Genomic DNA, 25,772 nt, shown 5'->3' with positions numbered 1-25,772 from the left:
GGAATATGCGCGAAGCCGCAAACGGCCGCGTGAGGTTGGGACGATCAGGGAAATGGCAAGGTCGGATATAGTCGTCATCGGGGCGGGGGTCGTCGGCCTTTCCGTCGCCATCGCTGCACAGATGCGCGGTTTCAACGTTACGGTCATCGACCGTGAAGGCCCGGCGGCGGGCGCTTCGGCGGGCAATGCCGGCGCCTTTGCCTTTACCGATATCCTGCCGCTCGCCTCGCCCGGCATTCTGAAAAAAGCGCCGAAATGGCTGCTCGATCCGCTTGGGCCGCTCTCCATTCCGCCGGCCTACGCGCTCAACATCGCACCGTGGATGTTCCGCTTCTGGCGCGCCTGTTCGGCTTCGCGCGTGGCACATTCGACCAGCGCCCAGACGGCGCTGATGGATCTTTCCAAGGCCGAGCTCGAGCCTTTCCTGTCGGCCACCGACACGCTCTCCATGCTGCGCAAGGAAGGCAATCTGCAGGTCTATGAAAGCCACGCCGAGTTCCGCGCCTCGCTGCCCGGCTGGGAAGCGCGCGAAGAGCACGGTATCGAGTTTCGGCACATGGATGCCGCCGAGATGGCCGGTATCCAGCCGGGTATTGCCCCCCGCTTCATCCGCGGCACGTTCACGCCGGGTTGGTATTCGATCGCCGATCCGAAACTCTACACACTGGCGCTCGCCGAGAATTTTCGCGCCCGCGGTGGCGTCATCGAGATTGCCGAGGTCAAGGCTTTGCGCTCGGTTTCGGATGGCGTCGAGATCGTGCTTGCCGGCAACGTGGCGCGCTCGGCCGGCAAGGTCGTTCTGTCGGCCGGCGCATTCTCGCATCGGATTGCCCGCACGCTCGGTGAAAACATTCCGCTCGAAACCGAGCGGGGCTACAACACCACCCTCCCCTCCGATGCACTCGATCTGCGCACGCAGGTCACATTCGGCGGCCATGGCTTTGTCGTCACAAGGCTGACGAGCGGCATCCGTGTCGGCGGGGCGGTGGAGCTCGGCGGCCTGTCACTGCCGCCCAATTATGCGCGCTCCGAAGCGATGCTGAAAAAGGCGAAGAGTTTTCTGCCGGGGCTTAAGACAGAAGGCGGCGTAAAGTGGATGGGCTTTCGGCCGTCCATGCCGGACAGCCTGCCGGCAATCGGCCGGGCAAAGGCGACGGCAAATGTCGTCTACGCCTTCGGCCATGGTCATCTGGGCCTCACCCAATCGGCCGGCACGGCGCGACTGGTGGCGGATCTGTTGCAGGATCAGTCGCCCGCCATCGATCTCAAGTCGTTTTCGCCCGGTCGCTTCGGCTAGGCGCGCAAGACTCCGGTAATCAGCGTCACGGAGACGACAGCCAGCCAGATGGAGGCGGCACGCTGGACCATAAGCAGCCGCCTATCGCCGCCATCCCCCGCCTGAGTCAGCCGGCCGAACCCGCCCCACAGCATGGCTACAGCGACGACCATGACACAGAATGCGGCAAGGCGCGGCAGGAACTGGCTGTCAGCGGGTGCGGGCAAAAGCACCAGGCCGAAAATCAGGGCCTTGGGGTTGAGCACGGTGGTGAGGTAGACGCGGCCCGAGGTGACCCCGCTGCCGTTTTGCGGATCGGCCGGCATGCGCCACAGTCTGACGGCGAGAGCCATGACCCAGATGGCAGCAACCACCTTCAATGAGACGGAAGCAGAGGGAAAACGGGCGAGAAGCTCAGCACCCAGCCATGTCAGCGGCAGGATCATCGTCAGGTAACCGGCAAGTTCCGCAGGCAGAAGCCTCGCTGATGCACCAAGGCCGCCGCGCGCGCCGGCAATGCCCATCAACGTATTCGTCGGACCCGGCGCCAGGAGAAGAGCCAGGACCGCGGAGAGAAAGGCGAAATATGTCATGAGCAGATAGGTTTCCCCCGAGAGCTGCGCCGAACGCTAGGGCGAGCAGAGGTGCGAAACATTGACCTGCGTCACCTTCGCAACCATATTTCTCAACGATCTCGAAGTTTTATAAGAATTACGCCCGCCCGAATAACCTTATACTTACCTTTGAACGGACATCATCGAAACATTCAATATCAAAGTCATTTAGAACCGGGAAATTTTGACGGATGGCAGTCGCGAGGGGACGACTTCAACAGGAAATACTGGATATGCTTGCCCGCGGCTGCTCGCTTGAGGAGGCCGGCAACCATATCTGCACCCATGCAGAACAGATGGCCGACGGCGTGGTCTGCTCGCTGGTCACCGTCGATCGCAGCGGCCATCTGCATCCCTTGGCCGGCCCCACCATTTCTAAGGAATATTCGGCAGCGCTTGACGGTATCGCGATCGGGCCGGGTGTAGGGTCCTGCGGTACGGCCGCCTTTCTCGGTCAGGCAATCGCCGTCGAGAATATCTTCACCGATCCCTACTGGCTGCCTTATCGGGCGCTCGCCGACATTCTGGCACGCGATCATGAGGTGAAGGCCTGCTGGTCCAGTCCGATCCTGCAGAGCGACGGCAGGGTGCTCGGTGCATTCGGTTTCTACTACAAGGAAAACCGCGGGCCGACCGAAGAAGAGCGCATGATCGTTTCCGAATGCGTCGATCTCTGCTCGCTGGTGCTTGAGCGTGAAGAGGTGAAGGCGGAGAACCAGCGGCTTGCCTATTTCGATATTCTGACCGGGCTCGGCAACCGCGCAAATTTCATCCGGACAGTCGAGGAACGGGCTACAAAATCCGAGCCGTTCGGTATCCTGCTGATCGATCTCGACCATCTCGGGCGGATCAACGAGGCCTTCGGTCATACGGTCGGCGACAGGCTGATCCTGGAGGCGTCGGATGCCATCACGCAGATCGTCGGATCCGAGAAAAGCTTCAGGGTCGATGCCGATGAATTTGCGGTATTGATCGACAATGACCCATCGGATTTGGCAACGATCTGCTCAGACATGCTGAAGGCGATGGCAGAGCGCAGCCTGCAGGAGAACAGCCACACACTACGCCTCTCGGCAAGCTGCGGCGGCGCCATTTGCGACCCGTCACAGTCTTCCGGCGTTCCATCCTATCTGCAGCATGCCAATCTTGCGCTTCATCATGCGAAGCAGACCGCGCGCGGCAGTTTCATTCTTTACAGTGACGCGCTTGCCGGTGCGGTGACGGAGCGTTTTCGTGTGCTTCAAACCGTGACAAGCGCACTTATCAAAGGACGTATCGAGCCGTATTACCAGCCGATAGTCCGGCTCGACACCAAGGAGATCGTCGGGCTGGAAGCGCTTTGCCGCATACGCACGGTGGAAGGTCAGGTTATCTCCGCAGGGATGTTTGCAGAAGCCTTGCAGGATGCCTCGCTTGGCCATCAGTTGACCAACCTCATGCTGAAGCAGGTTGCCCGTGACATGCGCTCATGGCGCGATCAGGATATTCCGCTTTCCTATGTCAGCGTGAATGTGTCGATGGCGGATTTCGATCAGGGAGATCTACGGGCGCGGATCGGACAGGTCTTCTCGCAGGAAGATGTCCCGCCCGGACAGGTCGTCGTCGAGGTCACCGAGACGGTCTATATGGACGAGCGTGACAGCAAGGTCGGCCAGACGATCGAAGGCATGCGGGCCGATGGTCTGCTCGTAGCGCTTGACGATTTCGGCACCGGTTATGCCTCGCTCACCCATCTTCTGAATTTCCCGGTCGATATCGTCAAGATCGACAAGACCTTCGTCGACCGCATGTCGGGCGGCCCCGGCGAGGTGATCATCAAGGCGCTGCTCGGCATGGCAAGCGGGCTCGGCGTCCGTATGGTGGCGGAAGGTGTAGAGACCACTGATCAGGCGCTTCGCTTGCAGCGCCTCGGTTGCGGCTTTGCGCAAGGTTATCTGTTCGGGCGACCGGCAGACCGCAACATCACAACGGAAATCCTTCGCCGTCAGGCCCGTCAGCGTTCAGCTTGAAGGCAACAAGCCGGGACGGTTGAGCCCCGGCTTTCAACATCGGATCTACGAGCTTTACTTCGGGAAGTCGGCCGAGAGGCTGACATCCTTCCAGCTTTCGATCTCGGTCAGGCGGTCTGCGAGCTTGCCGGTCACGCCGTTATAGGCAAATTCGCCGAGAACCAGATGGCGCGGTGATTTTTCCGCTTCGGTCGCCTTGATCATCGCTTCGCCGGCGCGGACCGGATCGCCCGGTTGCTTGCCGCTGTAACCGGCGGTCGTCGTCATCCGGGCTCCCGCTGTATCCTGATAGTCGGCGATCCTGACCGGCGTCTGTTTCAACGAGCGGCCGGCCCAATCGGTGCGGAACGGGCCAGGTGCCACGCAGGTCACCTTGATGCCGAGCGGGGCGACTTCGGCGAGAAGCGCATCGGAGAATCCTTCGACCGCATGTTTGGTGGCGGCGTAGTAGCCTGAGCCGGGGAAGCCGATAAAGCCGGCAAGCGAGGTAAGGTTGAGGACGTGGCCCTTGCGGCGAGCGCGCATGCCGGGCAGGACGGCGCGGGTCATGGCGAAAAGGCCGAAGACATTGGCGTCGAACATGGCGCGGATTTCACTCTCCTCGCCTTCCTCGATCGAGGCCTGATATCCGTAGCCGGCATTATTCACCAACACATCGATGCGGCCGAACTTTTCCTCGGCAGCCTTTACGGCGGCATCGATCTGCCCCTGATCCGTCACGTCCAGATCAAGTGCCAACGCATTGTCGTAACCGGCAACCAGATCGGCAAGCCGGCTCTTGTCGCGGGCGGTGACGACGGTCGGCCAGCCGCGGTCGAGCGTCAGCTTGGCAAGGTCGCGACCGAAACCGGTCGAGCAGCCGGTGATGAACCAGACGGGGGAAGAAGTATCAGCCATGGGAAATCTCCGATGAAAGCAATTCCAGCAAAAGTGGGCGCGGATTTTGCGCCCGGAATTGCGTTGGAAGAAAGATACAGAGCCGGATCATGAAATATGAGGCGGGAGATAAATGGGATGCCGCTTCAACATAGGGATACGAAAAAGGACGGCAAGGGTTTCCCTGCCGTCCTTTCAAAGACTTCGTGATTTGGGCGACGATCAGTCGCTGACGCGCTCGACGATTGCGCCGCAGCGGGTGAGCTTTTCTTCCAGGCGCTCGAAACCGCGGTCGAGATGGTAGACGCGGCTGACCATCGTGTCGCCTTCGGCGGCAAGACCGGCGATGACGAGCGACACCGAGGCACGCAGGTCGGTCGCCATGACCGGGGCACCCTTCAGCTTGGAAACGCCTTCGATGCGCGCCATCTGGCCCGAGAGCGAGATCTTGGCGCCGAGGCGGGCCAGTTCCTGCACGTGCATGAAGCGGTTTTCGAAAATGGTTTCGGTGACATGCGAAATGCCCGACGAGCGGGTCATCAGCGCCATGAACTGCGCCTGCAGGTCTGTCGGGAAGCCCGGGAAGGGTTCGGTGACGATATCGACCGGCTGGATGCCGTTGCCGTTCCTGACGACGCGCAGGCCGCTTTCGGTTTCGGTGATTTCGGCACCGGCGAGCTTCAGAGTGTCGAGTGCGTTATCGAGCAGCGAGGCGCGCGTACCGGTCAAAGTCACGTCACCACCGGTCATGGCGACGGCCATGGCATAGGTGCCGGTCTCGATACGGTCAGGCAGCACGCGGTGGCGCGCGCCATGCAGGGAGGAGACGCCTTCGATGGTGATCGTCTTGGTGCCGGCGCCGTTGATCTTGGCGCCCATGGCGATCAGGCAATCCGCCAGATCGACGATTTCCGGCTCGCGCGCGGCGTTGTCGATGACGGTCGTGCCCTTGGCAAGCGTCGCCGCCATCAGCAAAACGTGGGTCGCGCCGACAGAGACCTTGGGGAAGGTGTAATGCGCTCCGACGAGGCCGCCCTTGGGAGCCGAAACATTAACGTAACCACCGTCGATCTCGATCTCCGCACCAAGCGCCGCAAGGCTTTCGAGGAAGAGGTCGACCGGACGCGTGCCGATGGCGCAACCGCCGGGCAGCGAGACGCGGGCCTTGCCTTCACGCGCGAGAAGCGGGCCGATGACCCAGAAGGAGGCGCGCATCTTCGAGACCAGCTCGTAAGGAGCGGTGGTATCGACGATCGTACGGCAGGTGAACTGGATGGTGCGGGCGTAGGTATCGGTCTGGCCTTCGCGGCGGCCGTTGACAGAAATATCGACGCCGTGGTTGCCGAGAATGCGCAGAAGCTGCTCGACGTCTGCCAGATGCGGCACGTTTTCAAGCGTCAGGGTGTCGCTGGTCAGAAGCGAGGCGATCATCAGCGGCAGGGCGGCGTTCTTGGCGCCGGAAATCGGAATGATGCCGTTCAGCTTGTTGCCGCCGGTAATGCGAATGCGATCCATGGTTGAAAAACTTTCCCTCTCACGCTTGGAAGGTCGCGTCCTTAGACGAAAACCCCTGGCGCTTCAATGTTTCTGAAATCTCGTGACGTCCCGTGACAGCTATAGTCAGGATGATTCGTCCGATTTTGCGGCAGATGGTGTGGATGCCGGAAGTCCCTGTGTATCGTCCGCTTCGCCGGCGCGGCGGGCACGGGCCTGTCCCTTGCGACGCATCAGGTTTTCGCGAAGTTTGGCAGCAGCCTTTGCCTTGCGATCGGCCTCTCGCGCCGCCTGAGCCTTGCGGGCGCGATCGCCCCGGCTTTCGCCCGTTGCAGGGCTATCATCGTTATTTACGTCGTCATTTTCGGCCATGGATGTCCATAACCAAAAAGCCCGGAAAACAAAAGCGCAGCCGGTGCTTTTATCACCGGCTGCATAATTCCCAGACCGACTGCCTCATGCGAGCGAAAAGGGTTCGACCGGCGTGTCGCAACTCATCCGGTTGCGATCGACCGCGGCAAACGCATGGCGGGATGTCGCGGGGTCACGAAGAACCCGGGAGGCAAGCAGCGCAACGTCTGCGCGGTGAATGAAACCGTGGACTTGCGGGTTTTGCGTCAGCAGCCCATTGCCCGTGGCGGGTTCGGAGAGAAGTCCGCCCGGACGCAGGATCGTCCAGTCGAGGCCGGTCTTTCTCAACCTGTCTTCGGCAAGCGTCTTGGCATCAACGACGGCACCGAAGGCGGCGATCGCTCTTTCCGATCGATAGGGTGCCATGTCTCCGCAGCCCATGGAGGTTATGAGGACGAAACGCCCCGCGCTGCCGCTCGCCGCGACCGTCTCGATGACGTTGATATTGCCCTCGTCATCGGCGAGCCGGCCATCCTCACCGCGCCCGCTCAAGGTCGAGACGGTATCGAACGGACCGGACAGCTGCGCCAGCGCCTGCTCTATATCCGGCCGCGACAGGGCATCACCGCGCAGGATCTCGACGCCGATCTGCTGCAGATGCCCGGCATCCGATTGCGGCCTCAACATCGCAGCAACGGGACGACCGGTGGCGCGCTCGAGCCGCGCCAGTTCGAGGCCGACGCCGCGGCTTGCGCCGAAGATCAGAAGCGGGCGCATGTCAGGCATTGCCCGCCGGCTTTGCAAACTGAATGGCAAGACGTTCGAAGCGCTCGACCTGTACGGCCTTCAGCTTGCGTTCCCTGTCACGGCCGACATAAATCTTGAAGATGGTTTCGCCTTCGGCATTGAAGAACTGGATCGATCTGGTTTCCATGCCCATGAAAAGGCGGCGGACGAAGAAGATCGCGGCACAGTTTTCCGGGCGCAGATGGCCGGAAAGACCGCCGGGACCGCCACGCAGATTATACATGCCGTGGCCCATCTCTCCCTTCGGCAATGGGCCGGAAAACTCGATGATGGCGTCCTTCGAATGGCAGATGAACATCACGTCGCCCCAGTTGGCGATATCCGTCAGCACATCGATGAAATGGCGCCCGTCAATGCGGGTGACACCTTCCGGCAGACATTCGAGCACCGTCTGAAACGGAACGCCATATTGGGCCGAGAGCGCTTCCAGCACGCCATCCGGCTTTTCGGCGATGGCCTGCTTGATCTTTGTGATGGCTTCGGCTTGGTCGAGATCGGACATGTCCCTGCTCCGTTTCAATGAGTTCGTTCAGGCCGCATCCCGTGACGGGCCCAGTTCAAGGGTCAGAATGTCGTGGAGGGCAGCGATCAGGTTCGAGTACCAGAAGCGGCCCGCAGTGGTGAGTTCAACGACACCGCCGGCAAACGACAGGAGGCCCGCTCCCTGCCATTGGGCGAGAAGCGGTTCCAGCACCGGCGTCATGGCGTGCCCGGAACTGCGGTCCAGCTGGCCGAGATCGAGATGCCCGACTTCGAAACCCGCGGTCACGAGGGTGCGCAGGGCGGAAAGTTCATCGGAAATCATCATCATGCCGAGCGATTTCCGACCGGCCCTTATGTCGTCGCCATAGGCCGCCAGATCGCCATTCAAGCCGTAACCGACCGAGCCGATGGAGCCGCCAGCGCCGGAACCGAAGGCGATGCAATCGGCCCCTTCCTTGATCAGCAGGTTATAGAGATTTCGCTCCCGCGTGGTGCGGGCCCAATGATTGTTGCTGATCTGGCGCCAGTTCCTGCGCCGGAAGAAATCCGCTCCGGTTCGGTAGAACGCGCCGATCTGGTTCAGGCTCGGGGTTGCCGGAAATTTCCCGGCTTCGATCGCCTTGAAGAGCGGCGTGGTCGGAATGAGGTTCAATCCGTAGAGGTCCAGCCCATCCGGGCCAATATCCACCGCCGTCTCCAGATCCCGCTGCCACACTTCCAGCGTCTGCCCCGGCAACCCGTAGATGAGATCGATCACCACGGCGGCGCGATCCTGATCGCGCAGATATTCGAGGAAGCGGATGGCCTCCTCGCGGCTGGAGCGACGGCCCTGCCGCTTCCTCACATCGGTATCGAAGGTCTGGACGCCGATCGAGAACCGGTTTGCGCCTGCCTCCAGACAAGCATCGATCTTGTCGGGGGTGAAATGGATGATCCGGCCTTCGACGGTGATCTCGCAATCGGGCGCGAGCGGCAGCTCGGTGCGGGCGGTGGTGATGATCCGCGACAGTTCCTCCGCGCTCAGCGCCGTCGGAGTGCCGCCGCCAAGATAGACGGCGTGGATCGGGTTGTAGCGCAGCGCTTTGGTCTGCGCCTCGCGCCTGATCTCCTCGATCACCAGTTCGGTATAATCCGCCCCCGTCTGCGGCACATAGGCATTGCGGTAAAAGCCGCAGAACAGGCAGTGGTTGGCACAGAAGGGGACATGGATATAGGCGAGCCGCTTGCCCGGTTTTGCCTGCTGCGACTGCAGTTCAAGCCAGACATCCTGCATCTCTTCCGACGGCAGACGCCGCTTGCCGCGAAACGGCATGACAGCGCCGCGCCGGCTGAAAGCCTCACTCAGCGGATCGAGCCCGGTTCCGGCCGCAAAATAGCGCGCCAAGTCCTCACTCGATGCCATGCCCAAACTTCTCCGCTGATTACCGATCGTCAATATGACGGCAATCTAGATGCTGGAGAGATCGGGCCACTTGCTGCAGATCAAGTGACTTGAGAGTTTAACTCATGTTTTCAGGCGGGAGGACATCGACGCTCAAAACAGGCCGGGGCGCTGCGCGGTCGTATCGTTGTCGCCGATGGTCTCGACATCGGCCAGGCGGACGAATTCGACGCCGCGGGCCTTGAGCTTGAGGATGGCATTGGCGACGCCCTGCCCTGCCGCATGGGTCGGCTGGTTGATGTGAGAGATCACCACGTCGCCATCCTTCGCCGCCGCAATGCGCTTTTCGGCAGCGCCGGCACCTAGCAGCGAGCCGTCATCGCCGTTCAGCGAATAGCCGGCAACGCGATAGCCCATCTTGCGGATTTCATCGATCGACGTCGCATCGTATTTCGCCGTCGCCCCGCGGAACCAGCGCGGTGCTGAAAAGCCCGCCGCGATCACCGCCTCGGCACCCTTGCCGACTTCGCGCGATACGGCCTCGGGCGATCCGGCGGACGGGATGCCATAGACGGGCACGACGACATCGATTGCCGGAATGTGGTTCTCGCCGTGGTTCTCGATCTCGAACAGGTCCGGATTGGCGAGAAAAATAGCCACGGTCTGCGGGTTCTTTCTCAGCCAGCGGGCGGTGACGAAAACCGTGGCCGGAATACGCTCCTTGAGAAGCGTCGAGAGAATACGCTCGTCCACCGCGCCCATGCAGGCATCGAAGGTCAGCGCGACACGTGGTCGGCTGGCCACCTCGCTCTTGGCAAGATGCAGGCGCGGCTCGACCAGTTTCACCTCGGGACCTGCCGCCAATTGCGCCTGAGCCTTTGGGATGTCCGATGCATGGGCCGGCAAGGCGGCGATAGCGCAACTGAGAAGAACGAGACCGGCTGTGAAAGAAAGGCGCATGATATCCGTCGGATCCGATTGGGTGCGCCCCTCTTACTCCTTGAGCAATCGCTTATCCATCCTCATTTCGGCATGACAAACGTGCCCAAGCCGCTCGGCTCAGAAGCTTGCAGCCGCCAGCCGCTGATGCAGCGATTGAAGATCTTCCATCCGCCGGTTCGCCAACTGCCCTTCCCAGGCAATCGCGGTTTCGACGATCAGGTCGAGATCATCATGGCGGGGTTGCCATTCGAGAAGCCTGCGAGCGAGCGTCGAATTGGCAACGACGCTTGCGGCATCGCCCGGACGGCGCGGGCCGTAATGAACCTCGAACGAGTGGCCGCTGACGCGCTTTACCGCGTTCAGCACTTCCAGCACCGAGTAACCGCGGCCATAACCGCAATTGGCAATCAGCGGCTCGCCGCCACGGCGCAGATAGCTCAGAGCCTTCAGATGCGCCTCGACCAGATCGGTGACGTGAATATAGTCGCGCACACCGGTGCCATCCGGTCTCGGATAGTCGGTGCCGTAGATATCGACGCCCGGCCGCTCGCCGAGGGCCGCCTCGCAGGCGAGCTTGATCAGATGCGTCGCGCCGACAGTCGACAGGCCGGTGCGGCCGAGCGGATCGGCACCCGCAACATTGAAATAACGAAGGGCGACGAAGCGGAAGTCGTAAGCGGCGGCGGCATCGCGCAGCATCAGTTCCGACATCAGCTTGGACTGGCCGTATGGGTTTCTCGGCAGCGTCGGCGCACATTCCAGCACCGGCGTGTCGTCCTTCTGGTCGCCATAGACGGCGGCAGTCGACGAGAAGACGAAATGCCGGATACCGGCCTCGATTGCGGCGGCCGCCAGAAGCCGGGTCTTGCTGGTATTGTTCTCGTAATAATCGAGCGGATGGGCGACGGACTGTGGCACGACGATCGAGCCGGCGAAATGCAGGATCGCCTCGATCTGGTTTTCCGCAAAGATCTGGGAAAGCAGCGCCTGATCGCCGACATCGCCGAGATAGAAGCGCGCCGCATCCGGCACCGCCCAGCGGAAGCCGGTCGACAGCCGATCGAGCACAACCACGTCTTCCCCGGCATCCAGCAATGCCCAGGTCATATGGCTGCCGATATATCCTGCACCGCCCGTTACCAGGACTGCCATGATCTACTTTCCTGACTTTTGTTTTTTTGCAGGAAAGCATTGCGGCGCTTGATCACAGGTTACTTATGAAGCCAGAGATCAACTATATCGGGAAACGTGCCTAACGGAGGCTTTCGGGGATATTGCGAATTTTAGCGAATATCCCCGAGGCGGGTCTCAGAGTGCCTTGATATAACCCGCGAGCCGGTCGGCGGCCTCTTCGACATGTTTCGGATTGCGCAGGAAGCAAGCGCGCAGGAAGTTCTCGCCGCCCTTACCGAAGGCCGATCCCGGCGCCAGCGCCACGCCGATCTTGTCGACGATATCGAGTGCCGCAGCCCGACTGTCGGTAATGCCGTCGACCTTCAGGAAGGCGTAGATAGCCCCTTCCGGCTTCAATGTCTGGACGCGGTTGGTGGCGATCAGCATGTCGCAGAGAATGTCGCGGGAGACGCGGGCACGCTCGATGTTTTCCTCAACGAAGCCGTCACCGTCATTGAGTGCGACGACTGCGCCGCGCTGCATGAACTGGGCAACGCCCGAGTTGGAATACTGGATGAGGTTTTCGATCACCTGGCCCAATTCCGGCGGAGCGACGAGCCAGCCGACGCGCCAGCCGGTCATCGACCAGTTCTTCGAAAACGAGTTCGCATAGATGATGCGGTCGCTCTGCTCGGCCAAATCGAGGAAGGACGGAGCACGCAGCGCGCCACCGTAATAATAGCGGGAATAGATCTCGTCGGCGATGATCCAGAGGCCATGTTTACGGGCAAGCCCGAGGATGGCGGCCAGATCTTCCTTCGTCGCGGTCCAGCCGGTCGGGTTGGACGGGGTGTTGACGAAAAGGCCCTTGGTCTTCGGCGTAATCATCGCTTCGAGCTTGTTGAGGTCAAGCGACCATTTACCGCCGATGAATTCCAGCGGCAGGCCGGTTGCGACAGCACCTGAAAGCTCGATTGCCGACACGATGTTCGGCCATGTGGGCGACAGATAGATCATCTCGTCACCCGGTCCACAGATCGCCTGCACGGCCATCATGATGGCATGCATGCCGGAGCCGGTGACGTAGAAATGCTCGGGCGGCAGGTTAACCGCGAAATGGCGGGTGTAGTAATCGGCAAGCGCCTGGCGTAGTTCGGGAATGCCGCGCTGCCAGGTGTAGAAGGTCTCGCCGCCGAGCAACGCATCGGATGCGGCGCGGTTGATGAAATCCGGGCTCGGCAGATCGCCCTCGCCCGCCCAGAGCGGGATGAGATCGTCGCGGCCGCCGATGCGGGCGTGGTTGATGATCTCGACAATGCCGCTTTCAGGAGCAGCAAGGGCGCGGGAGCTGAGCGAGGCAAGCAGAGACATGCGGATTTCCTGTTTTTCGTGCACCTTTCATAGCGCAGAAAAATCCGGAAATCCCATGAGTTTCCTTGAGCCTGCAATTCATTGTTCTGATGAGTTGCAGGCTCAGGGCGTCTCGTTACTTCGTCTTCAGGATATCGCGGATTTCCGACAGAAGCGCGATATCGGCCGGCGGCGGGGCCGGTGCCTCGTCGACGGGCTTCTTTTCTTCCATGGCGCGCAGCCTGTTCACGCCCTTGACCATGAGGAAGATGATCCAGGCGAGGATCAGGAAGTTGATCATCACTGTGATGAAGCTGCCATAGGCGAAAACGGCCCCCTGTTCTCGCGCCTGGGCAAGGCTCGATGCGGTCACGGCGCTGGATAGCGGCAGGAAGTAATTGGAAAAATCGAAGCCACCGCCGGTGATGGCGCCAACGACCGGCATGACGATATCGTTGACCAATGAATTTACGATGCCGGTAAAGGCGCCGCCGATGATGATACCGACCGCCAGATCGATGACATTGCCCTTTGCAATGAATGAACGAAACTCGCTGACTACAGACATGACTTGACCCCTCTCTCGGTTGCCGTCGTGCTTAACATAGCGTTTCATCAGATACTGAAAAGGTGCAAAACGCCAAGGGTTTAAACATGACAACCCGTCGGAGACACTTCGGCTGCATTGAACTTTTTGACGATGCCGCGCCGATTTCCAACGCCTCGTCTTTCGCTTAATCTCATCTCCTGTCCGCGCCTGCCTGCGGGGGAGGAAACATGCTTCAAGGCTGGGTCATTCTTGTCTCGGCATTTGCCTATATCCTGCTGCTTTTTGCAGTGGCGAGTTACGGCGACAGAAAGAGCCGGCTTTCGGGTGTTCCCAAAGGCGGGCGACCGCTGGTCTATGCCTTGAGCCTTGCCGTCTACTGCACTTCCTGGACCTATTTCGGCGGCGTCGGCCTCGCCTCGCAGCGCGGGCTGGAATTTGCTGCCATCTATATCGGGCCGATCCTGGCTTTCACGCTCGGCATGCCGATCATCCGCCGCATCGTCGAACTGGCCAAGGCGGAAAAACTCACCTCGATCGCCGATTTCATTGCCGCCCGTTACGGGAAGAACGCCACGGTGGCGGCGATCGTCGCCGTGCTCGCGTTGGTCGGCACGGTGCCCTATATCGCGCTGCAGCTGAAAGCGGTTTCCAGCTCCGTCGCGGTGATGGTCAATCCGTCCGACTTCGGCATCGGCAGTGGTAACCTGCATTTCATCGATCTCGCCTTGATCGTCACGCTGCTGATGGCCTGTTTCGCCGTCGTGTTCGGCACCCGCCATACCGACGCCACCGAGCATCAGGACGGCCTCATTCTTGCCGTGGCGATGGAATCGCTGGTGAAACTCTTAGCTTTTGCGACAGTCGGCATCGCCGTCGTGTTCTTCATGTTCGACGGGTGGTCGGATCTGGCCGCCAAGGCATCCGAGAGCCTGCTCGTCGCATCCGCCGCATCCTATGAGACGCCGGTCAGCCGATGGGTGCTGATCATCCTTCTGTCGGCATTTGCAATCGTCATCCTGCCGCGGCAGTTCCATGTGACGGTGGTGGAGAACCGCACGCCACGGGAACGCCGCGCTGCCGCTTTCCTGCTGCCGGTCTATCTCATCGCTATCAATATATTCGTGATCCCGGTCGCAGCCGCGGGGCTCATCACCTTCGGCGGCATGGGCGATGCCGATCTTTATGTTCTGACCCTGCCGCTCGAAGCCGGGCTTCCCTTCGTGACGCTGATGACCTTCATCGGCGGGTTTTCAGCGGCAACGGCGATGGTGATCGTGGAATCGGTGGCGCTGTCGATCATGATTTCCAACGATATCGTGCTGCCGCTTTTCCTGCGCCGCAAGCTCGCCTCGCATGCCGGCGCACAACAGGACCTTACCCGCACGCTTCTCAATATCCGCCGCGCGGCGATCTTTGCCGTGATGCTGCTCGGCTACGGTTATTATCGGATGGCCGACAGCCAGTCGGGGCTGGCGTCGATCGGCCTTCTCGCCTTCGCCGCCATCGCGCAGATTGCCCCTGCCCTGCTCGGCGGGCTGATCTGGCGGCGGGCCAATGCGCGCGGCGCCATTTTAGGCCTGTCCTTCGGCTTCCTGTCCTGGGCCTATCTGCTGTTCCTGCCGAGCCTTGGCGGGCCGGACAATTCGCATATCGCGGCGGCCGTTCTGCATTTCATTTTTCCCGGCGCGACAATCTTTTCCGGAGTGGCGATCGATCCCTTCGTCACGACGACGATCTTCAGCCTGGCGCTCAACACCATCGCCTTCGTGCTCGGTTCCCTGTCGCGCAATCCGCGGCCAGTGGAGCGGCTGCAGGCGGGGATATTCGTCAAGCGCCAGCCCCGTTCGCAATTTGCCACGCGCGGCTGGAAGACCCGCATCAGCGTCGGGGACCTGAAGACCGTGATTGCCCGTTATCTCGGCGAGGAGCGGATGCTGCGCTCCTTCTCCAATTACGAGAAAACCGCCGGGCGGCGTTTCCGGGACGACCAGCAGGCCGACATGGCGATGATCCATTTTTCCGAACAGTTGCTTGGAAGCGCAATCGGCTCGTCTTCGGCGCGGCTGGTGCTTTCGCTGCTGCTGCAGAAGGTGGAGGACACCAATTCCGACACTGCCTGGCTGCTCGATCAGGCGAGCGAGGCGCTGCAATATAACCAGGACATGATGCAGACGGCGCTTTCCCACATGGACCAGGGGATCGCCGTGTTCGACAGTTCCGACCGGCTGACCGTTTGGAACCGGCGGTTCCGTCAGTTGCTGGATCTTCCCGAACAGGCGGGTCAGGTGGGCTTCCAGCTTTCCGATATCGTGGCGCTTTTGGCCGAACGCGGCGATGTGGAGGAGAACGAAAAGCAAGCGATTACCAACCAGTTCAAGGATCTCGGGACGACCTTTTCGCTCATGCTGCAGGGCGGCGGGCGGATCATCGAAGTGCGCAGCAACCCGATGCCGGATGCGGGTTTCGTTGCGACCTTTACCGATATCACGGCGCGGGTGGCCGCGGATCAGGCGCTGAAACAGGCGAACGAGACGCTGGAGCAGCGGGTCGGGGAGCGCACGGCGGAGCTTACCCGCGTCAACCGCGCGCTCGGTGAGGCCCGGGCTTCGGCCGACGAGGCGAATGTCAGCAAGACCCGCTTCTTTGCCGCCGCCGGCCACGACATCCTGCAGCCGCTCAATGCCGCCCGGCTTTACTCCTCGACGCTGGTCGAACGGCTGGCCGGCGCGGACAAGAATGCCGCGATCGCCCGCAATATCGACAGTTCACTGGAATCGGTCGAAACGATCCTCGGTGCGGTGCTCGATATTTCCCGGCTCGATACCGGTACGATGAAGCCCCGTTTCGGCTCGATCGAACTGGACGATCTGTTCAAGCGGATCGACACGGATTTTTCGCCTATGGCGCGGGAGAAGGATCTCAAATTCGTCGTCATGCCGACCTCGCTGAAAGTCGTGTCCGACGCCAACCTTTTGCGGCGACTGGTTCAGAACCTTGTTTCCAACGCGATCAAATATACGGTCTCCGGCAAGGTGATCGTCGGCGCGCGCCGGCGCGGCGACAAGGTGATCATCGAGGTGCTGGACAGCGGCATCGGCATTCCGTCGTCGAAGTTTCGCACCGTGTTCAAGGAATTCGCCCGGTTGGAGGATGGCGCGCGGACGGCGAGCGGACTGGGGCTTGGCCTTTCCATCGTCGACCGGCTGTCGCGGATGCTGAGCCATCCGGTGCAGCTTGCCTCGCAACCCGGACGCGGCACGACGTTTCGTGTCGAAATCCCGCGCGACCTTGTCGCCGCGAGTGCCGCTTCGGCAAGAATTCGCCGCGAGCGGACAAAACCGGCCAATGTGCTGAACGGATTGCGGGTGCTCTGCATCGACAACGAACCGCAGATCCTTGAAGGCATGGGCCTGCTGATCACCGGCTGGGGCTGCACCGTCGGACAGGCCCGCTCGCTTGCCGAGATCGACACGATCATCAAGGGGCGCGAGCCGCCGCCGGATGTCGTGATTGCCGACTATCATCTCGACGACGGTTACGGAATCGAAGCGATCCTTGCGCTGAGATCCCATTATCAGGCCGCAATACCGGCGATGATGATCACGGCCGACCGGACGCCGGAGGTTCGGGCGGAAGCCGAACGGCACGGCATCGCCGTGCAGCACAAGCCGGTAAAACCTGCGGCAATCCGCGCCTATCTGACGCAAAGCGCCGGTTTGCGCCGGGTCGCAGCCGAGTAGTTTTCCACACCCATCGTCAAATCTCGTTCATGTGACAGTCATCACGGACTGTTTACGGTTGAAATGTCTGAACGTCGGCTAATACCGATTCTGGCCGGAACTCTCCGGCTTCTCGCGACGTTTAGGCGCGTGACTTCCTGGCCCGCAGAGGCCTTACGGACCGAGGGGCTCCCACCATCGGACCCGGCAGAGACGGAGACCGCGACCGATGAAGCGCTTTGAAATCATTGACGGAATGCGAGGGTACTTCCTCGTCTTCATGGTACTCAACCACCTTATCTTTGCTGGTGGATACCTGCTTGTAAAAATAAATCATAACCAGCTCGCCTTCGTGGAAGACGCACAGGGCTTCGTATTCCTGTCCGGCCTGATGATCGGCATGGTCTATGCCCGCAAGATGATGAAGGCGGGTTATGCGGCCGGCCGTTCGGCGGTCTATAGCCGCGCCTTCGAGCTTTATCGCTATGCGATGGGTATCGTGATCGCCGTCATGGTGGCGCAGATGATCCTGCCGGGCGCCTATTCGATCTGGTTCAACTGGCTGGGTTACACGACCTTCGACGATCCGCTGCGTCTCGCTGCGATCGCGACTTTCCTGTACCAGCCGACCTTCATGGACATCCTGCCGCAATACATCATCTACATGCTGTTTGCGCCGATGCTGATCAAGCTGGTGCTGGACGACAAATGGCATTATGTCGTGGCTGCCTCGATCATGCTGTGGATGGCCGGTCAGCTTGGCCTGCACCAGTTGCTCACCATTCCGCTCAACGAAATGGTCATGGGTGCCGACGATCAGGGCCTGCGCGTGTCGTTCAACCTGTTCGGTTGGCAGATCGTGTTCTTCTCGGGCCTGGTACTCGGCGCTCTGACTTCTTCCGGCAAGATCGACTGGGGCAAGGTATTGTCGCCCGACAACACCTTCATCCCGAAGGTGGCGCTGGTGCTGGTACTGTTCTTCCTGCCGCTGCGCCTGATCACCGCCAATGAGCTGATGCCGCCGCACATGATCGGCAAGTTCGCATCGATGGAAATCCGCGCCGATTTCGGCCCGGTCTATCTGTTGAACTTCGCGGCGATGGGCCTGCTGGTCACCTGGCTGCTGGTTGCCGGTCCCAAGCACAAGGCTGCGTGGGTTCGCAATGTTGCCGCAGCGCTGACCTGGGTGTTCACCCTACGCTTCCTGCGCCTGCTCGGCCGCCATTCGCTGCATGTTTATGTGTGGCACGTCGCGATCGTTTACTTCGTCTATTATTTCGACGGTCGTTCGCCGGAGCTGGACGAGCTTACCAAGACGGCGATTGCAGTCGTGGCGGTTGCGCTGCTTGCCATCCCGGCGATCTGGCGGGAACGCGACAAGTATCTCGGCACCGCGGAGCCTGCACCGGCAAAGACCCGCGATCCGAAGCCTGCCGCTTCCACCGGCCAGCAGCAGATGGTGGTTCGGTAAAGACCCAAGTGGACTTATGAATTGCAAAGGGCGGCCCGAGAGCCGCCCTTTTGTTTGCGTGATTTCTTCGGATCTCAGGCGGTCTGGCTGAGCTTTTCCTTGTCTTCCTCGTCCAGACGGCCCGAGAACCAGTTGGAGAGGAGCGCGCCGGAAATGTTGTGCCAGACGGAGAAGATGGCGCTCGGGACTGCGGCGAGCGGGGAGAAATAGGCGGTTGCCAATGCTGCGCCGAGACCGGAATTCTGCATGCCGACTTCGATGGCGATCGCCTTGCGCTTGGCAAGCGACAGGCCGGACGCCTTGGCGGCGAAGAAGCCGAGCAGGTAGCCGAGGCCATTGTGCAGGACGACAACGGCGAAGATGAGCAGGCCGGACTGCGCGATTGCGCCCTTCGATGCGGCGACGACGGCCGAGACGATCAGAACGATGCCGATAACGCTGACGAGCGGCAGGGCCGGAACGGCGGCCTTGACCAGCGAAGGCACGATCTTCTGCAGCAGGGCACCGAGCGCCAGCGGAACCAGCACGACCTTGACGATCGACATGAACATCGCCCAGCCATCAACCGGCAGATACTGGCTGGCGAACATCCAGACGAGGAACGGGGTAACGATCGGGGCTGCCAGCGTGGTGACCGAGGTGCAGGCAACCGAAAGCGCCACGTCACCCTTCGACAGGTAGGTCATGACGTTGGACGAGGTGCCGCCCGGGCAGCAGCCGACGAGGATGACGCCGGCGGCGACTTCCGGCGGCATGGGGATGAGCATGGTCAGGATGACGGCCAGAAGCGGCATGATGATGAACTGGCCGAGCACGCCGATGGTGACGTCGAAGGGGCGTTTTACCACTTCGCGAAAGTCATCGACCGACAGGGTCAGACCCATGCCGAACATGATGATCGACAGAAGCGTGACGATCCACGGCGCCACCTGCTTGAAGGTTTCCGGAAAGAAGAAGCCGAGGACGGCGAAGACGATGACCCAGATTGCGAAGGTCTTCCCGACAAAAGCGGAAAAGGTTGCCAAGGATTTCAAGAACTCACTCCCGAACGAAATAATGTGTCGCGCGGTCTAGTCCTCAAGAATTTTCTGTCAAGGCCGAATTGACGGATATCAGTTCGGCCTTGACCTCTCTATCAAATCCCTTCGCCATAACCCGACTGTACGGCGGCGCTGATGGAGGAGACGAAGCGGCGGGTGCGCTCGTGTTCCGGCGCGCCGAAGACGCGGTCGGCGGCCCCCTGCTCGACGACCTTGCCTGCCTCGAGGAAGACCGCATGATCGGCGACGCGGGATGCGAGGCGCAGGTCGTGGGTGGCGATGACCATGGTCGTGCCCTCGGCCGCAAGCTTGCTCAGCACTTCGACGACTTCGGTCGCCAGTTCCGGATCAAGCGCCGAAGTGGGTTCGTCACAGAGCAGAACGCGCGGCGACATGGCGAGCGCGCGGGCAATCGCCACGCGCTGCTGCTGGCCGCCGGACAGCGTTGCCGGCCATGCGTCGACCTTATGGGCCATGCCGACCTTGGCGAGCAGTTCGCGCGCCCGCGCATCGGCTTTTTCACGCGGCCATTTCAGCACCGTGACCAGACCTTCCATGACGTTTTCGAGCGCCGTGCGATGGGGGAAAAGCTGGAAATTCTGGAAAACCATGCCAGTCTGGCGGCGGACTTTTTGAATTGCGTCCCAGCCGACTTTTTTGCCGGGAGCGAAATCGATGACCGCATCACCGAGGCGGATGGTGCCGGAGGTCGGAGTTTCAAGCAGGTTGATGCAGCGGAGCAGCGTGCTCTTGCCACCGCCAGACGGGCCGACAAGTGCGGTGACGCTGCCTTCATTCACCTTGAGGCTGACATCATCAATGACCTGAAGATCGCCGAAGTTCTTGCGGATATGGGAGAGCTCGATCATCGGTTGGCCTCCAGCATGCCGCCATATCTAGAAAAGCGCCTTTCCAATCTGACCTGCAGCGCCGACAGGACAGAACTTAGCGCCAGATAGATGATCGCCGCCTGGATATAGAGGATCAGCGGTTCATAGGTGGTGGCGACGATGCGCTGGGCAGCTTGAAACAGTTCCGGCACGGTGATGGCGGCGGCAAGCGAGGTATCCTTGACCAGCGATATGAAGGTGTTGGAGAGCGGCGGCACGGCAACACGCGCCGCCTGCGGCAGGATGGTGCGGGCCATGGCCTGACGCCAGTTCATGCCGATCGAATAGGCCGCTTCCCACTGGCCCTTGGGCACCGAGGCGATGACGGCGCGGATGATTTCCGACGAATAGGCGCCGATATTCAACGTGAAGCCGATCAGTGCTGCCGGAAACGCATCGAGCAGGATGCCGACGCTGGGCAGGCCATAAAAGATGACGAAGAGCTGGACGAGCAGCGGCGTGCCGCGGATGACCCAGACATAGAACCTTGCGATCAGCACCAGCGGAGCCGGGCCGAACAGGCGGGTGACGGCGGTGATGAGGCCGAGCGCCAGGCCGAAGGCGAAGGAGAGCAGTGTCAGCGGCACAGTGAATTTCACGCCGGCCCAGAGCAGGGTCGGGAATGAATCCATCATCAATTGAAGCCAATGCGGCACGGGCGAAGTCCTTACTCTCTCGATTGCAATCCAAGGAACGAGAAAACGCCCGGCCAAGGCCGGACGTTCTGGTTCAGCTTTCGCCAAATCCTAGCACGGTTTAGCCACGCGAGGATCGGACGAATATCTCTTTCCTATCTCTTACTTGGAGACGTCCTGGCCGAAATACTTGTCGGAGATCGTCTTGTAGGTGCCGTCGGCCTTGATATCGGCCAGAGCCTTGTTGACCTCGGCGACCAGCTCGTCATCACCCTTGCGCAACAGGATGCCGGAATAGCTGGCTTCTGCCTGTTCGGCGACGATCTTGACCGGTGCGTCGGCCTTCTGCTTCTTGAAATCGAAGAAAGAGAGGCTGTCGTTCAGCGTCGCATCGGCGCGGCGGGTGAGAACCAGCTGGATCGACTGGTCGAAACCATCGGTGCCGACGAGTTCGGCGCCTGCGGTTTCTGCCATCTTGCCGTAATTGCTGGTGAGCGACTGGGCGGCCTTCTTGCCCTTCAGGTCGGCAAAGCCCTTGATATCGGTGTTGTCGTCACGGACGATCAGCACGGCTTTCGAAGCGATATAGGGCTCGGAGAAGGCGTATTTCTGCTTGCGGGCATCGGTGATGCCGACCTGGTTGATGACGGCGTCATAACGGTCCGCATCGATGCCGGCAATCAGGCCATCCCACTTGCCCTCGACGAACTGCGCCTTGACGCCGAGCTTCTTGGCAACCGCTTCACCGATCTCGACGTCGAAGCCGACGAGCTTGTTGGACGCATCATGGAAGGTGAAGGGCGCGTAGGTGCCTTCGGTGCCGATGCGGATGACACCGGCCTTTTTGATCTTGTCGAGGTTTTCACCGGCGAAGACCGGAGCGGCAAAAGCGGCTTGCACGAGCAGGGCGGCGGCAACAGCCTTGAGAGTGGTTTTGACGAGGTTCATTTCGGTATTCTCCAACGAATGAGTTGGCGTTTAGATCGCAGAAAATAGGCGCGTTGTGAGGAAAGAAAACTGCCGTCGAAAGCAGCAAATGCGAATATTTTTTGCTCCATCCACGGGCAGGTGCTCGAAATGCCGATTTGTCGCAGGGGATCAGGTGGTTGACGGGGGCTGATACATCCTGGACGAGGACGCAATGCGCCCTTGGCGATCCTCGGGAATTCTCGAGTTCGGACGGGGCGCTGAAAGCTGCCTCGTAAGTTAGTTTATAGGTGACACCTCTCAGCGCCCCGTTCGGCAGTTTTTATCCGTGACTCCGGTTGCTCTGCGATGGCGGGACGGTGGGCCAGGGGGCGGGGCTTCTATCAAGGAAGTGCCATGCCCGCCCTTTTTCGGAACCCCGCCCAGGCCATGGCGACCCTTGGACGACGTCATCCACCTGCGCCATGCTTTCCGGACAAGCCGATGCCTGCCCGCGAACGCCGCATGACGCCATCCCGTCACCCTATAATGCCTCACAGGCACGTCCGACGCTTAAGTGGGAGGGGATGTGGCATGTCGGTCCGACACCATGCCACGCCTCTCGTCGCCGGAGGGCAACCATTTTCACACGGACCCCGGAGGTGACGGTTTACGTCCTCCCTCCACCACCGGAACCGATCCCGCCTCGCCGGCACGACTGCCGGTGTATCCGTGACGGAACGGGAAGATTGTAGGCATGAGATTGGAGGGCGGGGATGAAGACATGTGTAAGGGATTGGTTTTGTTGAAGGAGAGGTCGAATTCGTCCCCGCGGTGATGCGCTTGAGGATAGAGAACGGAAACGATGGAATGCTTGTATCTGGATCCTCGGGTCAAGCCCGAGGATTCAGATACAAATGCCAGCGAACTATTGATCCGATTTATCTGAGAAGACACCATCGTCATCTGCGCCTACAGCCACGGATGGCGTGCCAGATAAAACAAAGACGGGCAAGGCTCTAGCTCCACTGAGGAGTTGCGCAAGTGCGCTACGCAAATCAGCTTGCGCCTGCTCCTCATCTTTCCAGCCTTGCGGCGCGTAAGCGCCACGCAGAATTTCTAGCTGCTCAACCGGGCGGCCAACAGCTTTAGAAAGCTCAGATAACAAATAGGCCACTTTTAGTTCAACCTGTTCAATCAGACGCAAACGCGCATCGATCACGTTCCACGAGGGGTCGGAGAAAACGGCCATAAGTTCGGAATAGCGCTGCATAACGAGCTTGTCTTTCCAGAAGTGAACCGGAACCAAGTTCAATGCACCGACAAATTCGATATTGGTTGGCATTCGCCGAGTTCGCATCATTGATACGAACAGATCTTCCCGAGATTTATTCCTTGATGAACGTTCCTGATACCAGAGCGTGATTCCAACGGCCACGATTGGGCCAACGAAAGTTGCCAAAACGACAGCCCAGTCAACTTTCGACCAGTCAAAACTCATCACAGATCCCGAGTTGGTGTTGGGCAGAGTTATTACCCGAAACTACAGTGATGGAAAGGCGGCCTCACGCCGCCTCCCTGCCTTCTCCATAGGGATCAAACCGGCCGTAGAAGGTTTCGCCCTTGGCGGCCATGTCCTTCAAGAGCGGGGTCGGTGCAAAATGGTCGCCGTATTTGGCCGCCAGCTTTTCTGCCAATGCGACGAAATTCTTCACGCCCATGCCGTCGATATAACTCAGCGTGCCGCCCGTATAAGGGGCGAAGCCGAAGCCGAGGATGGAGCCGACATCGGCTTCTCTCGGGTCGCTGACGATGCCTTCTTCCACGGTGCGGGCCGCTTCCAGCGCGATCGTGACGAGAAACCGCTGCTTGAGGGTTTCGACGTCGATTTCGGAGGCCGGCTTCTGCGGGTAGAGATCCTTGAGGCCGGGCCAGAGGGATTTTTTGGCAGGCTTGGCCGGGTAATCGTAAAAGCCCTGGCCGTTCTTGCGGCCGCGACGGTCCAGCACATCCACCATCTTGTCGATGAGGGCCATGTGTTCCGGCTTGACCGAATTGGGGCCGAGATCGGCAATCGAGGCCTTCATGATCTTCTGGCTGAGATCGACGGCGACCTCGTCATTCAGGGAAAGCGGGCCGACGGGCATGCCGGCCATTTTTGCGGCATTCTCGATCATCGCGGCCGGCACGCCCTCAGTGAGCATGTCATAGGCCTCGTTGATGTAACGGAAGACGCAGCGGTTAACGAAGAAACCGCGGGTATCGTTGACGACGATCGGGGTCTTCTTGATTTTCGCGACAAAATCGAGCGCGACGGCGAGCGCCTTGTCGCCGGTGTTCTTGCCGAGGATGACTTCGGTGAGCATCATCTTTTCGACCGGCGAGAAGAAATGCACGCCGATGAACTGGTCCGGGCGCTTCGAATTTTCCGCAAGGCCCGTGATCGGCAGGGTGGAGGTGTTGGAGGCAAAGACGGTGGTGGCGGGAATGACCGCCTCGATCTGTTCGATGACGGCCTTCTTTACCTTGCGGTCTTCGAACACGGCTTCGATGACGAGATCGGCATCCGACAGCGTCGCGTAATCGGGCGTCGGGGTGACGAGGGAGAGCAGCTTTTCGCCCTCTTCCTTGGTCATGCGGCCCTTGGCAATGCTGTCTGCCACCAGTTTTTCGGAGACGGACTTGCCCTTATTCGCGGCTTCCTGATCGCGGTCAATCAGGACGACCGGGATACCGGCGGCGGCCGTGACATAGGCGATGGAGGCGCCCATGAAGCCCGCGCCGACGACGCCGACTTTTCTGAACTCGCTCTTCTCCACACCGGCCGGACGGCGGGCACCCTTGCCCAGCTCCTGCATGGAGATGAACAGCGAGCGGATCATCGAGAAGGCTTCGGTGGTCTGCAAAACTTCCGTGAAATAGCGCTGCTCGACCTTCAATGCCGTATCGAAGGGCAATTGCAGGCCCTCATAGACGCATTTCAAGATGGCGAGCGCGCCGGGATAATTGCCGGCGGTTTCGCGGCGCAGGATCGCCGGGGCTGCGGGCCAGAGCTGGGCGGCCTGCGGCGTCCAGATGCCGCCGCCGGGGGCCTTGAAACCTTTTTCATCCCAGGGGGCGACGGGTTTGAGGCCATCCTTGATCATCTGCTTTGCGGCGGTGACGAGCTGGTCCGGTTCGACGACCTGATGGACGAGGCCCATGGCTTTCGCGCGGGCCGGGGCGAGAGATTGGCCGGTGGTCATCATCTGCAGGGCGGACTGGGCATCGGTGAGGCGCGAGACGCGCTGGGTGCCGCCGGCACCAGGGAAGATGCCGACCTTGACCTCGGGCAGCGCCAGTTTGACCGACTTGGCATTGGAGACGACGCGGCCGTGGCAGGCGAGCGACAGTTCGAATGCGCCGCCCATGCAGGTGCCGTTGATGGCGGACACCCAGGGCTTGCCGCTGGTCTCTATGGCGCGGAACAGCCAGGTCATGCGGCCGGCGACTTCGAACAGCTTTTGCGCGGCAGCGGCGGGATCTTTCGCGCGCTCATCGGCAAGCATGGAGAACATGCCGCGGATCATGGTGAGATCGGCGCCGCCGGAGAAGGAGGATTTGCCTGAGGTGAAGACGACGCCCTTGATGGCGGTATCTCCGGTGGTGGCCTTCAGAATGGCTTCGAGTTCGTCCATCACTTCGACGGTGAAGACGTTCATCGACTTGTCGGGCATGTCCCAGGTGACGAGAGCGATGCCGTCCGCGTCGGTTTCGACGGTGAAGTTCTTGTAGGTGCTCATGGTGGGATTTCCTCTTCCCTGAAATTCTGGCGGTTAAGCCCCTCCCCCTTGTGGGGAGGGGTTGGGGAGGGGACTTCGTTCCG

21 protein-coding genes are annotated in these 25,772 nt (G+C 60.7%); 4 read left to right on the top strand and 17 right to left on the bottom strand.

Annotated elements, in window-relative coordinates:
* The first annotated feature begins 43 nt into the window (after nucleotides 1-43).
* Nucleotides 44-1,297 (top strand): NAD(P)/FAD-dependent oxidoreductase, encoded by a 1,254-nt coding sequence (locus JNB91_RS20085; RefSeq protein ID WP_346269373.1) that lies wholly within the window; start codon nucleotides 44-46, stop codon nucleotides 1,295-1,297.
* Here the strand turns inward: JNB91_RS20085 and JNB91_RS20080 are convergent.
* Nucleotides 1,294-1,869, bottom strand: coding sequence for a hypothetical protein (locus JNB91_RS20080; RefSeq protein WP_220327254.1), 576 nt, complete (start codon nucleotides 1,867-1,869; stop codon nucleotides 1,294-1,296). The two genes, JNB91_RS20085 and JNB91_RS20080, sit on opposite strands and share 4 nt — an antisense overlap.
* A 212-nt stretch (nucleotides 1,870-2,081) precedes the next feature.
* Between JNB91_RS20080 and JNB91_RS20075 the strand changes: the two genes are divergently transcribed.
* Nucleotides 2,082-3,899, top strand: coding sequence for a putative bifunctional diguanylate cyclase/phosphodiesterase (locus tag JNB91_RS20075; protein WP_220327253.1), 1,818 nt, complete (start codon nucleotides 2,082-2,084; stop codon nucleotides 3,897-3,899).
* 54 nt (nucleotides 3,900-3,953) lie between these two features.
* On the opposite strand, the gene JNB91_RS20070 is transcribed toward JNB91_RS20075, so the two are convergent.
* The 10 genes from JNB91_RS20070 to mscL form a co-directional block, all read right to left on the bottom strand.
* Nucleotides 3,954-4,796, bottom strand: a complete 843-nt coding sequence (locus tag JNB91_RS20070) for an oxidoreductase (protein ID WP_220327252.1) — start codon at nucleotides 4,794-4,796, stop codon at nucleotides 3,954-3,956.
* A gap of 201 nt (nucleotides 4,797-4,997) precedes the next feature.
* Nucleotides 4,998-6,290 carry a UDP-N-acetylglucosamine 1-carboxyvinyltransferase gene (murA, locus tag JNB91_RS20065; protein WP_220327251.1) on the bottom strand — a complete coding sequence of 431 codons (1,293 nt, stop codon included), beginning with the start codon at nucleotides 6,288-6,290 and terminating at the stop codon, nucleotides 4,998-5,000.
* Nucleotides 6,291-6,395: 105 nt separating this feature from the next.
* Nucleotides 6,396-6,641 carry a hypothetical protein gene (locus tag JNB91_RS20060; protein ID WP_220327250.1) on the bottom strand — a complete coding sequence of 82 codons (246 nt, stop codon included), beginning with the start codon at nucleotides 6,639-6,641 and terminating at the stop codon, nucleotides 6,396-6,398.
* Between the two features lie 84 nt (nucleotides 6,642-6,725).
* Nucleotides 6,726-7,406 (bottom strand): SDR family oxidoreductase, encoded by a 681-nt coding sequence (locus JNB91_RS20055; RefSeq protein WP_223218290.1) that lies wholly within the window; start codon nucleotides 7,404-7,406, stop codon nucleotides 6,726-6,728.
* Nucleotides 7,399-7,929 carry a heme utilization cystosolic carrier protein HutX gene (gene hutX, locus JNB91_RS20050; protein WP_220327249.1) on the bottom strand — a complete coding sequence of 177 codons (531 nt, stop codon included), beginning with the start codon at nucleotides 7,927-7,929 and terminating at the stop codon, nucleotides 7,399-7,401. The genes JNB91_RS20055 and hutX overlap by 8 nt, the downstream gene beginning before the upstream one ends.
* 27 nt (nucleotides 7,930-7,956) lie before the next feature.
* Nucleotides 7,957-9,312 carry a heme anaerobic degradation radical SAM methyltransferase ChuW/HutW gene (gene hutW / locus JNB91_RS20045; RefSeq protein WP_220327248.1) on the bottom strand — a complete coding sequence of 452 codons (1,356 nt, stop codon included), beginning with the start codon at nucleotides 9,310-9,312 and terminating at the stop codon, nucleotides 7,957-7,959.
* 132 nt (nucleotides 9,313-9,444) lie between these two features.
* Entirely contained in the window at nucleotides 9,445-10,251 is an 807-nt protein-coding gene (locus JNB91_RS20040) for a polysaccharide deacetylase family protein (protein WP_220327247.1), read from the bottom strand.
* A 99-nt stretch (nucleotides 10,252-10,350) separates the two neighbouring features.
* Nucleotides 10,351-11,385, bottom strand: a complete 1,035-nt coding sequence (gene galE / locus JNB91_RS20035; protein WP_220327246.1) for a UDP-glucose 4-epimerase GalE — start codon at nucleotides 11,383-11,385, stop codon at nucleotides 10,351-10,353.
* Nucleotides 11,386-11,541: 156 nt separating this feature from the next.
* Nucleotides 11,542-12,717, bottom strand: coding sequence for a pyridoxal phosphate-dependent aminotransferase (locus tag JNB91_RS20030; RefSeq protein WP_220327245.1), 1,176 nt, complete (start codon nucleotides 12,715-12,717; stop codon nucleotides 11,542-11,544).
* A gap of 115 nt (nucleotides 12,718-12,832) precedes the next feature.
* Nucleotides 12,833-13,264, bottom strand: coding sequence for a large conductance mechanosensitive channel protein MscL (mscL, locus tag JNB91_RS20025; protein WP_220327244.1), 432 nt, complete (start codon nucleotides 13,262-13,264; stop codon nucleotides 12,833-12,835).
* Nucleotides 13,265-13,473: 209 nt separating this feature from the next.
* Here mscL and JNB91_RS20020 point away from each other — a divergent pair, with 209 nt between their 5' ends.
* Both JNB91_RS20020 and JNB91_RS20015 read left to right on the top strand, forming a co-directional pair.
* Nucleotides 13,474-16,986, top strand: a complete 3,513-nt coding sequence (locus tag JNB91_RS20020; RefSeq protein ID WP_220327243.1) for a hybrid sensor histidine kinase/response regulator — start codon at nucleotides 13,474-13,476, stop codon at nucleotides 16,984-16,986.
* 208 nt (nucleotides 16,987-17,194) lie between these two features.
* Nucleotides 17,195-18,436 (top strand): OpgC family protein, encoded by a 1,242-nt coding sequence (locus JNB91_RS20015; RefSeq protein ID WP_220327242.1) that lies wholly within the window; start codon nucleotides 17,195-17,197, stop codon nucleotides 18,434-18,436.
* 74 nt (nucleotides 18,437-18,510) lie between these two features.
* On the opposite strand, the gene JNB91_RS20010 is transcribed toward JNB91_RS20015, so the two are convergent.
* From JNB91_RS20010 to JNB91_RS19985, 6 genes are all read right to left on the bottom strand, one after another.
* The gene (locus tag JNB91_RS20010) at nucleotides 18,511-19,470 is read right to left on the bottom strand and encodes a bile acid:sodium symporter family protein (protein WP_220327241.1); all 960 of its coding nucleotides are present in this window, start codon (nucleotides 19,468-19,470) and stop codon (nucleotides 18,511-18,513) included.
* Between the two features lie 101 nt (nucleotides 19,471-19,571).
* Nucleotides 19,572-20,345 (bottom strand): amino acid ABC transporter ATP-binding protein, encoded by a 774-nt coding sequence (locus JNB91_RS20005; protein ID WP_220327240.1) that lies wholly within the window; start codon nucleotides 20,343-20,345, stop codon nucleotides 19,572-19,574.
* Nucleotides 20,342-21,022: an amino acid ABC transporter permease gene (locus tag JNB91_RS20000; RefSeq protein WP_220327239.1), complete on the bottom strand. Its 681-nt coding sequence runs from the start codon at nucleotides 21,020-21,022 to the stop codon at nucleotides 20,342-20,344. Before JNB91_RS20000 ends, JNB91_RS20005 begins: the two co-directional genes overlap by 4 nt.
* A gap of 141 nt (nucleotides 21,023-21,163) precedes the next feature.
* Nucleotides 21,164-21,949 (bottom strand): amino acid ABC transporter substrate-binding protein, encoded by a 786-nt coding sequence (locus tag JNB91_RS19995; protein ID WP_220327238.1) that lies wholly within the window; start codon nucleotides 21,947-21,949, stop codon nucleotides 21,164-21,166.
* 886 nt (nucleotides 21,950-22,835) lie between these two features.
* Entirely contained in the window at nucleotides 22,836-23,408 is a 573-nt protein-coding gene (locus JNB91_RS19990; protein WP_220327237.1) for a DUF6680 family protein, read from the bottom strand.
* Between the two features lie 64 nt (nucleotides 23,409-23,472).
* Nucleotides 23,473-25,689: an FAD-dependent oxidoreductase gene (locus JNB91_RS19985; RefSeq protein WP_220327236.1), complete on the bottom strand. Its 2,217-nt coding sequence runs from the start codon at nucleotides 25,687-25,689 to the stop codon at nucleotides 23,473-23,475.
* Between the last annotated feature and the right edge of the window lie 83 nt (nucleotides 25,690-25,772).

Origin of the sequence: Aliirhizobium wenxiniae, from assembly GCF_019511445.1 — a bacterium.
Taxonomy (GTDB): Bacteria; Pseudomonadota; Alphaproteobacteria; order Rhizobiales; family Rhizobiaceae; genus Neorhizobium; species Neorhizobium wenxiniae_A.
The sequence above is the reverse complement of the archived record's forward strand: the minus strand, read 5'-3'. Positions and strand labels throughout refer to the sequence as shown.

Coding starts and splice junctions, on each gene's coding strand:
- JNB91_RS20080 (WP_220327254.1), bottom strand. CDS start 1,869: ATGACATATTTCGCCTTTCTCTCCGCGGTCCTGGCTCTTCTCCTGGCG.
- JNB91_RS20075 (WP_220327253.1), top strand. CDS start 2,082: ATGGCAGTCGCGAGGGGACGACTTCAACAGGAAATACTGGATATGCTT.
- JNB91_RS20070 (WP_220327252.1), bottom strand. CDS start 4,796: ATGGCTGATACTTCTTCCCCCGTCTGGTTCATCACCGGCTGCTCGACC.
- murA (WP_220327251.1), bottom strand. CDS start 6,290: ATGGATCGCATTCGCATTACCGGCGGCAACAAGCTGAACGGCATCATT.
- JNB91_RS20060 (WP_220327250.1), bottom strand. CDS start 6,641: ATGGCCGAAAATGACGACGTAAATAACGATGATAGCCCTGCAACGGGC.
- JNB91_RS20055 (WP_223218290.1), bottom strand. CDS start 7,406: ATGCCTGACATGCGCCCGCTTCTGATCTTCGGCGCAAGCCGCGGCGTC.
- hutX (WP_220327249.1), bottom strand. CDS start 7,929: ATGTCCGATCTCGACCAAGCCGAAGCCATCACAAAGATCAAGCAGGCC.
- hutW (WP_220327248.1), bottom strand. CDS start 9,312: ATGGCATCGAGTGAGGACTTGGCGCGCTATTTTGCGGCCGGAACCGGG.
- JNB91_RS20040 (WP_220327247.1), bottom strand. CDS start 10,251: ATGCGCCTTTCTTTCACAGCCGGTCTCGTTCTTCTCAGTTGCGCTATC.
- galE (WP_220327246.1), bottom strand. CDS start 11,385: ATGGCAGTCCTGGTAACGGGCGGTGCAGGATATATCGGCAGCCATATG.
- JNB91_RS20030 (WP_220327245.1), bottom strand. CDS start 12,717: ATGTCTCTGCTTGCCTCGCTCAGCTCCCGCGCCCTTGCTGCTCCTGAA.
- mscL (WP_220327244.1), bottom strand. CDS start 13,264: ATGTCTGTAGTCAGCGAGTTTCGTTCATTCATTGCAAAGGGCAATGTC.
- JNB91_RS20020 (WP_220327243.1), top strand. CDS start 13,474: ATGCTTCAAGGCTGGGTCATTCTTGTCTCGGCATTTGCCTATATCCTG.
- JNB91_RS20015 (WP_220327242.1), top strand. CDS start 17,195: ATGAAGCGCTTTGAAATCATTGACGGAATGCGAGGGTACTTCCTCGTC.
- JNB91_RS20005 (WP_220327240.1), bottom strand. CDS start 20,345: ATGATCGAGCTCTCCCATATCCGCAAGAACTTCGGCGATCTTCAGGTC.
- JNB91_RS19995 (WP_220327238.1), bottom strand. CDS start 21,949: ATGAACCTCGTCAAAACCACTCTCAAGGCTGTTGCCGCCGCCCTGCTC.
- JNB91_RS19990 (WP_220327237.1), bottom strand. CDS start 23,408: ATGAGTTTTGACTGGTCGAAAGTTGACTGGGCTGTCGTTTTGGCAACT.
- JNB91_RS19985 (WP_220327236.1), bottom strand. CDS start 25,689: ATGAGCACCTACAAGAACTTCACCGTCGAAACCGACGCGGACGGCATC.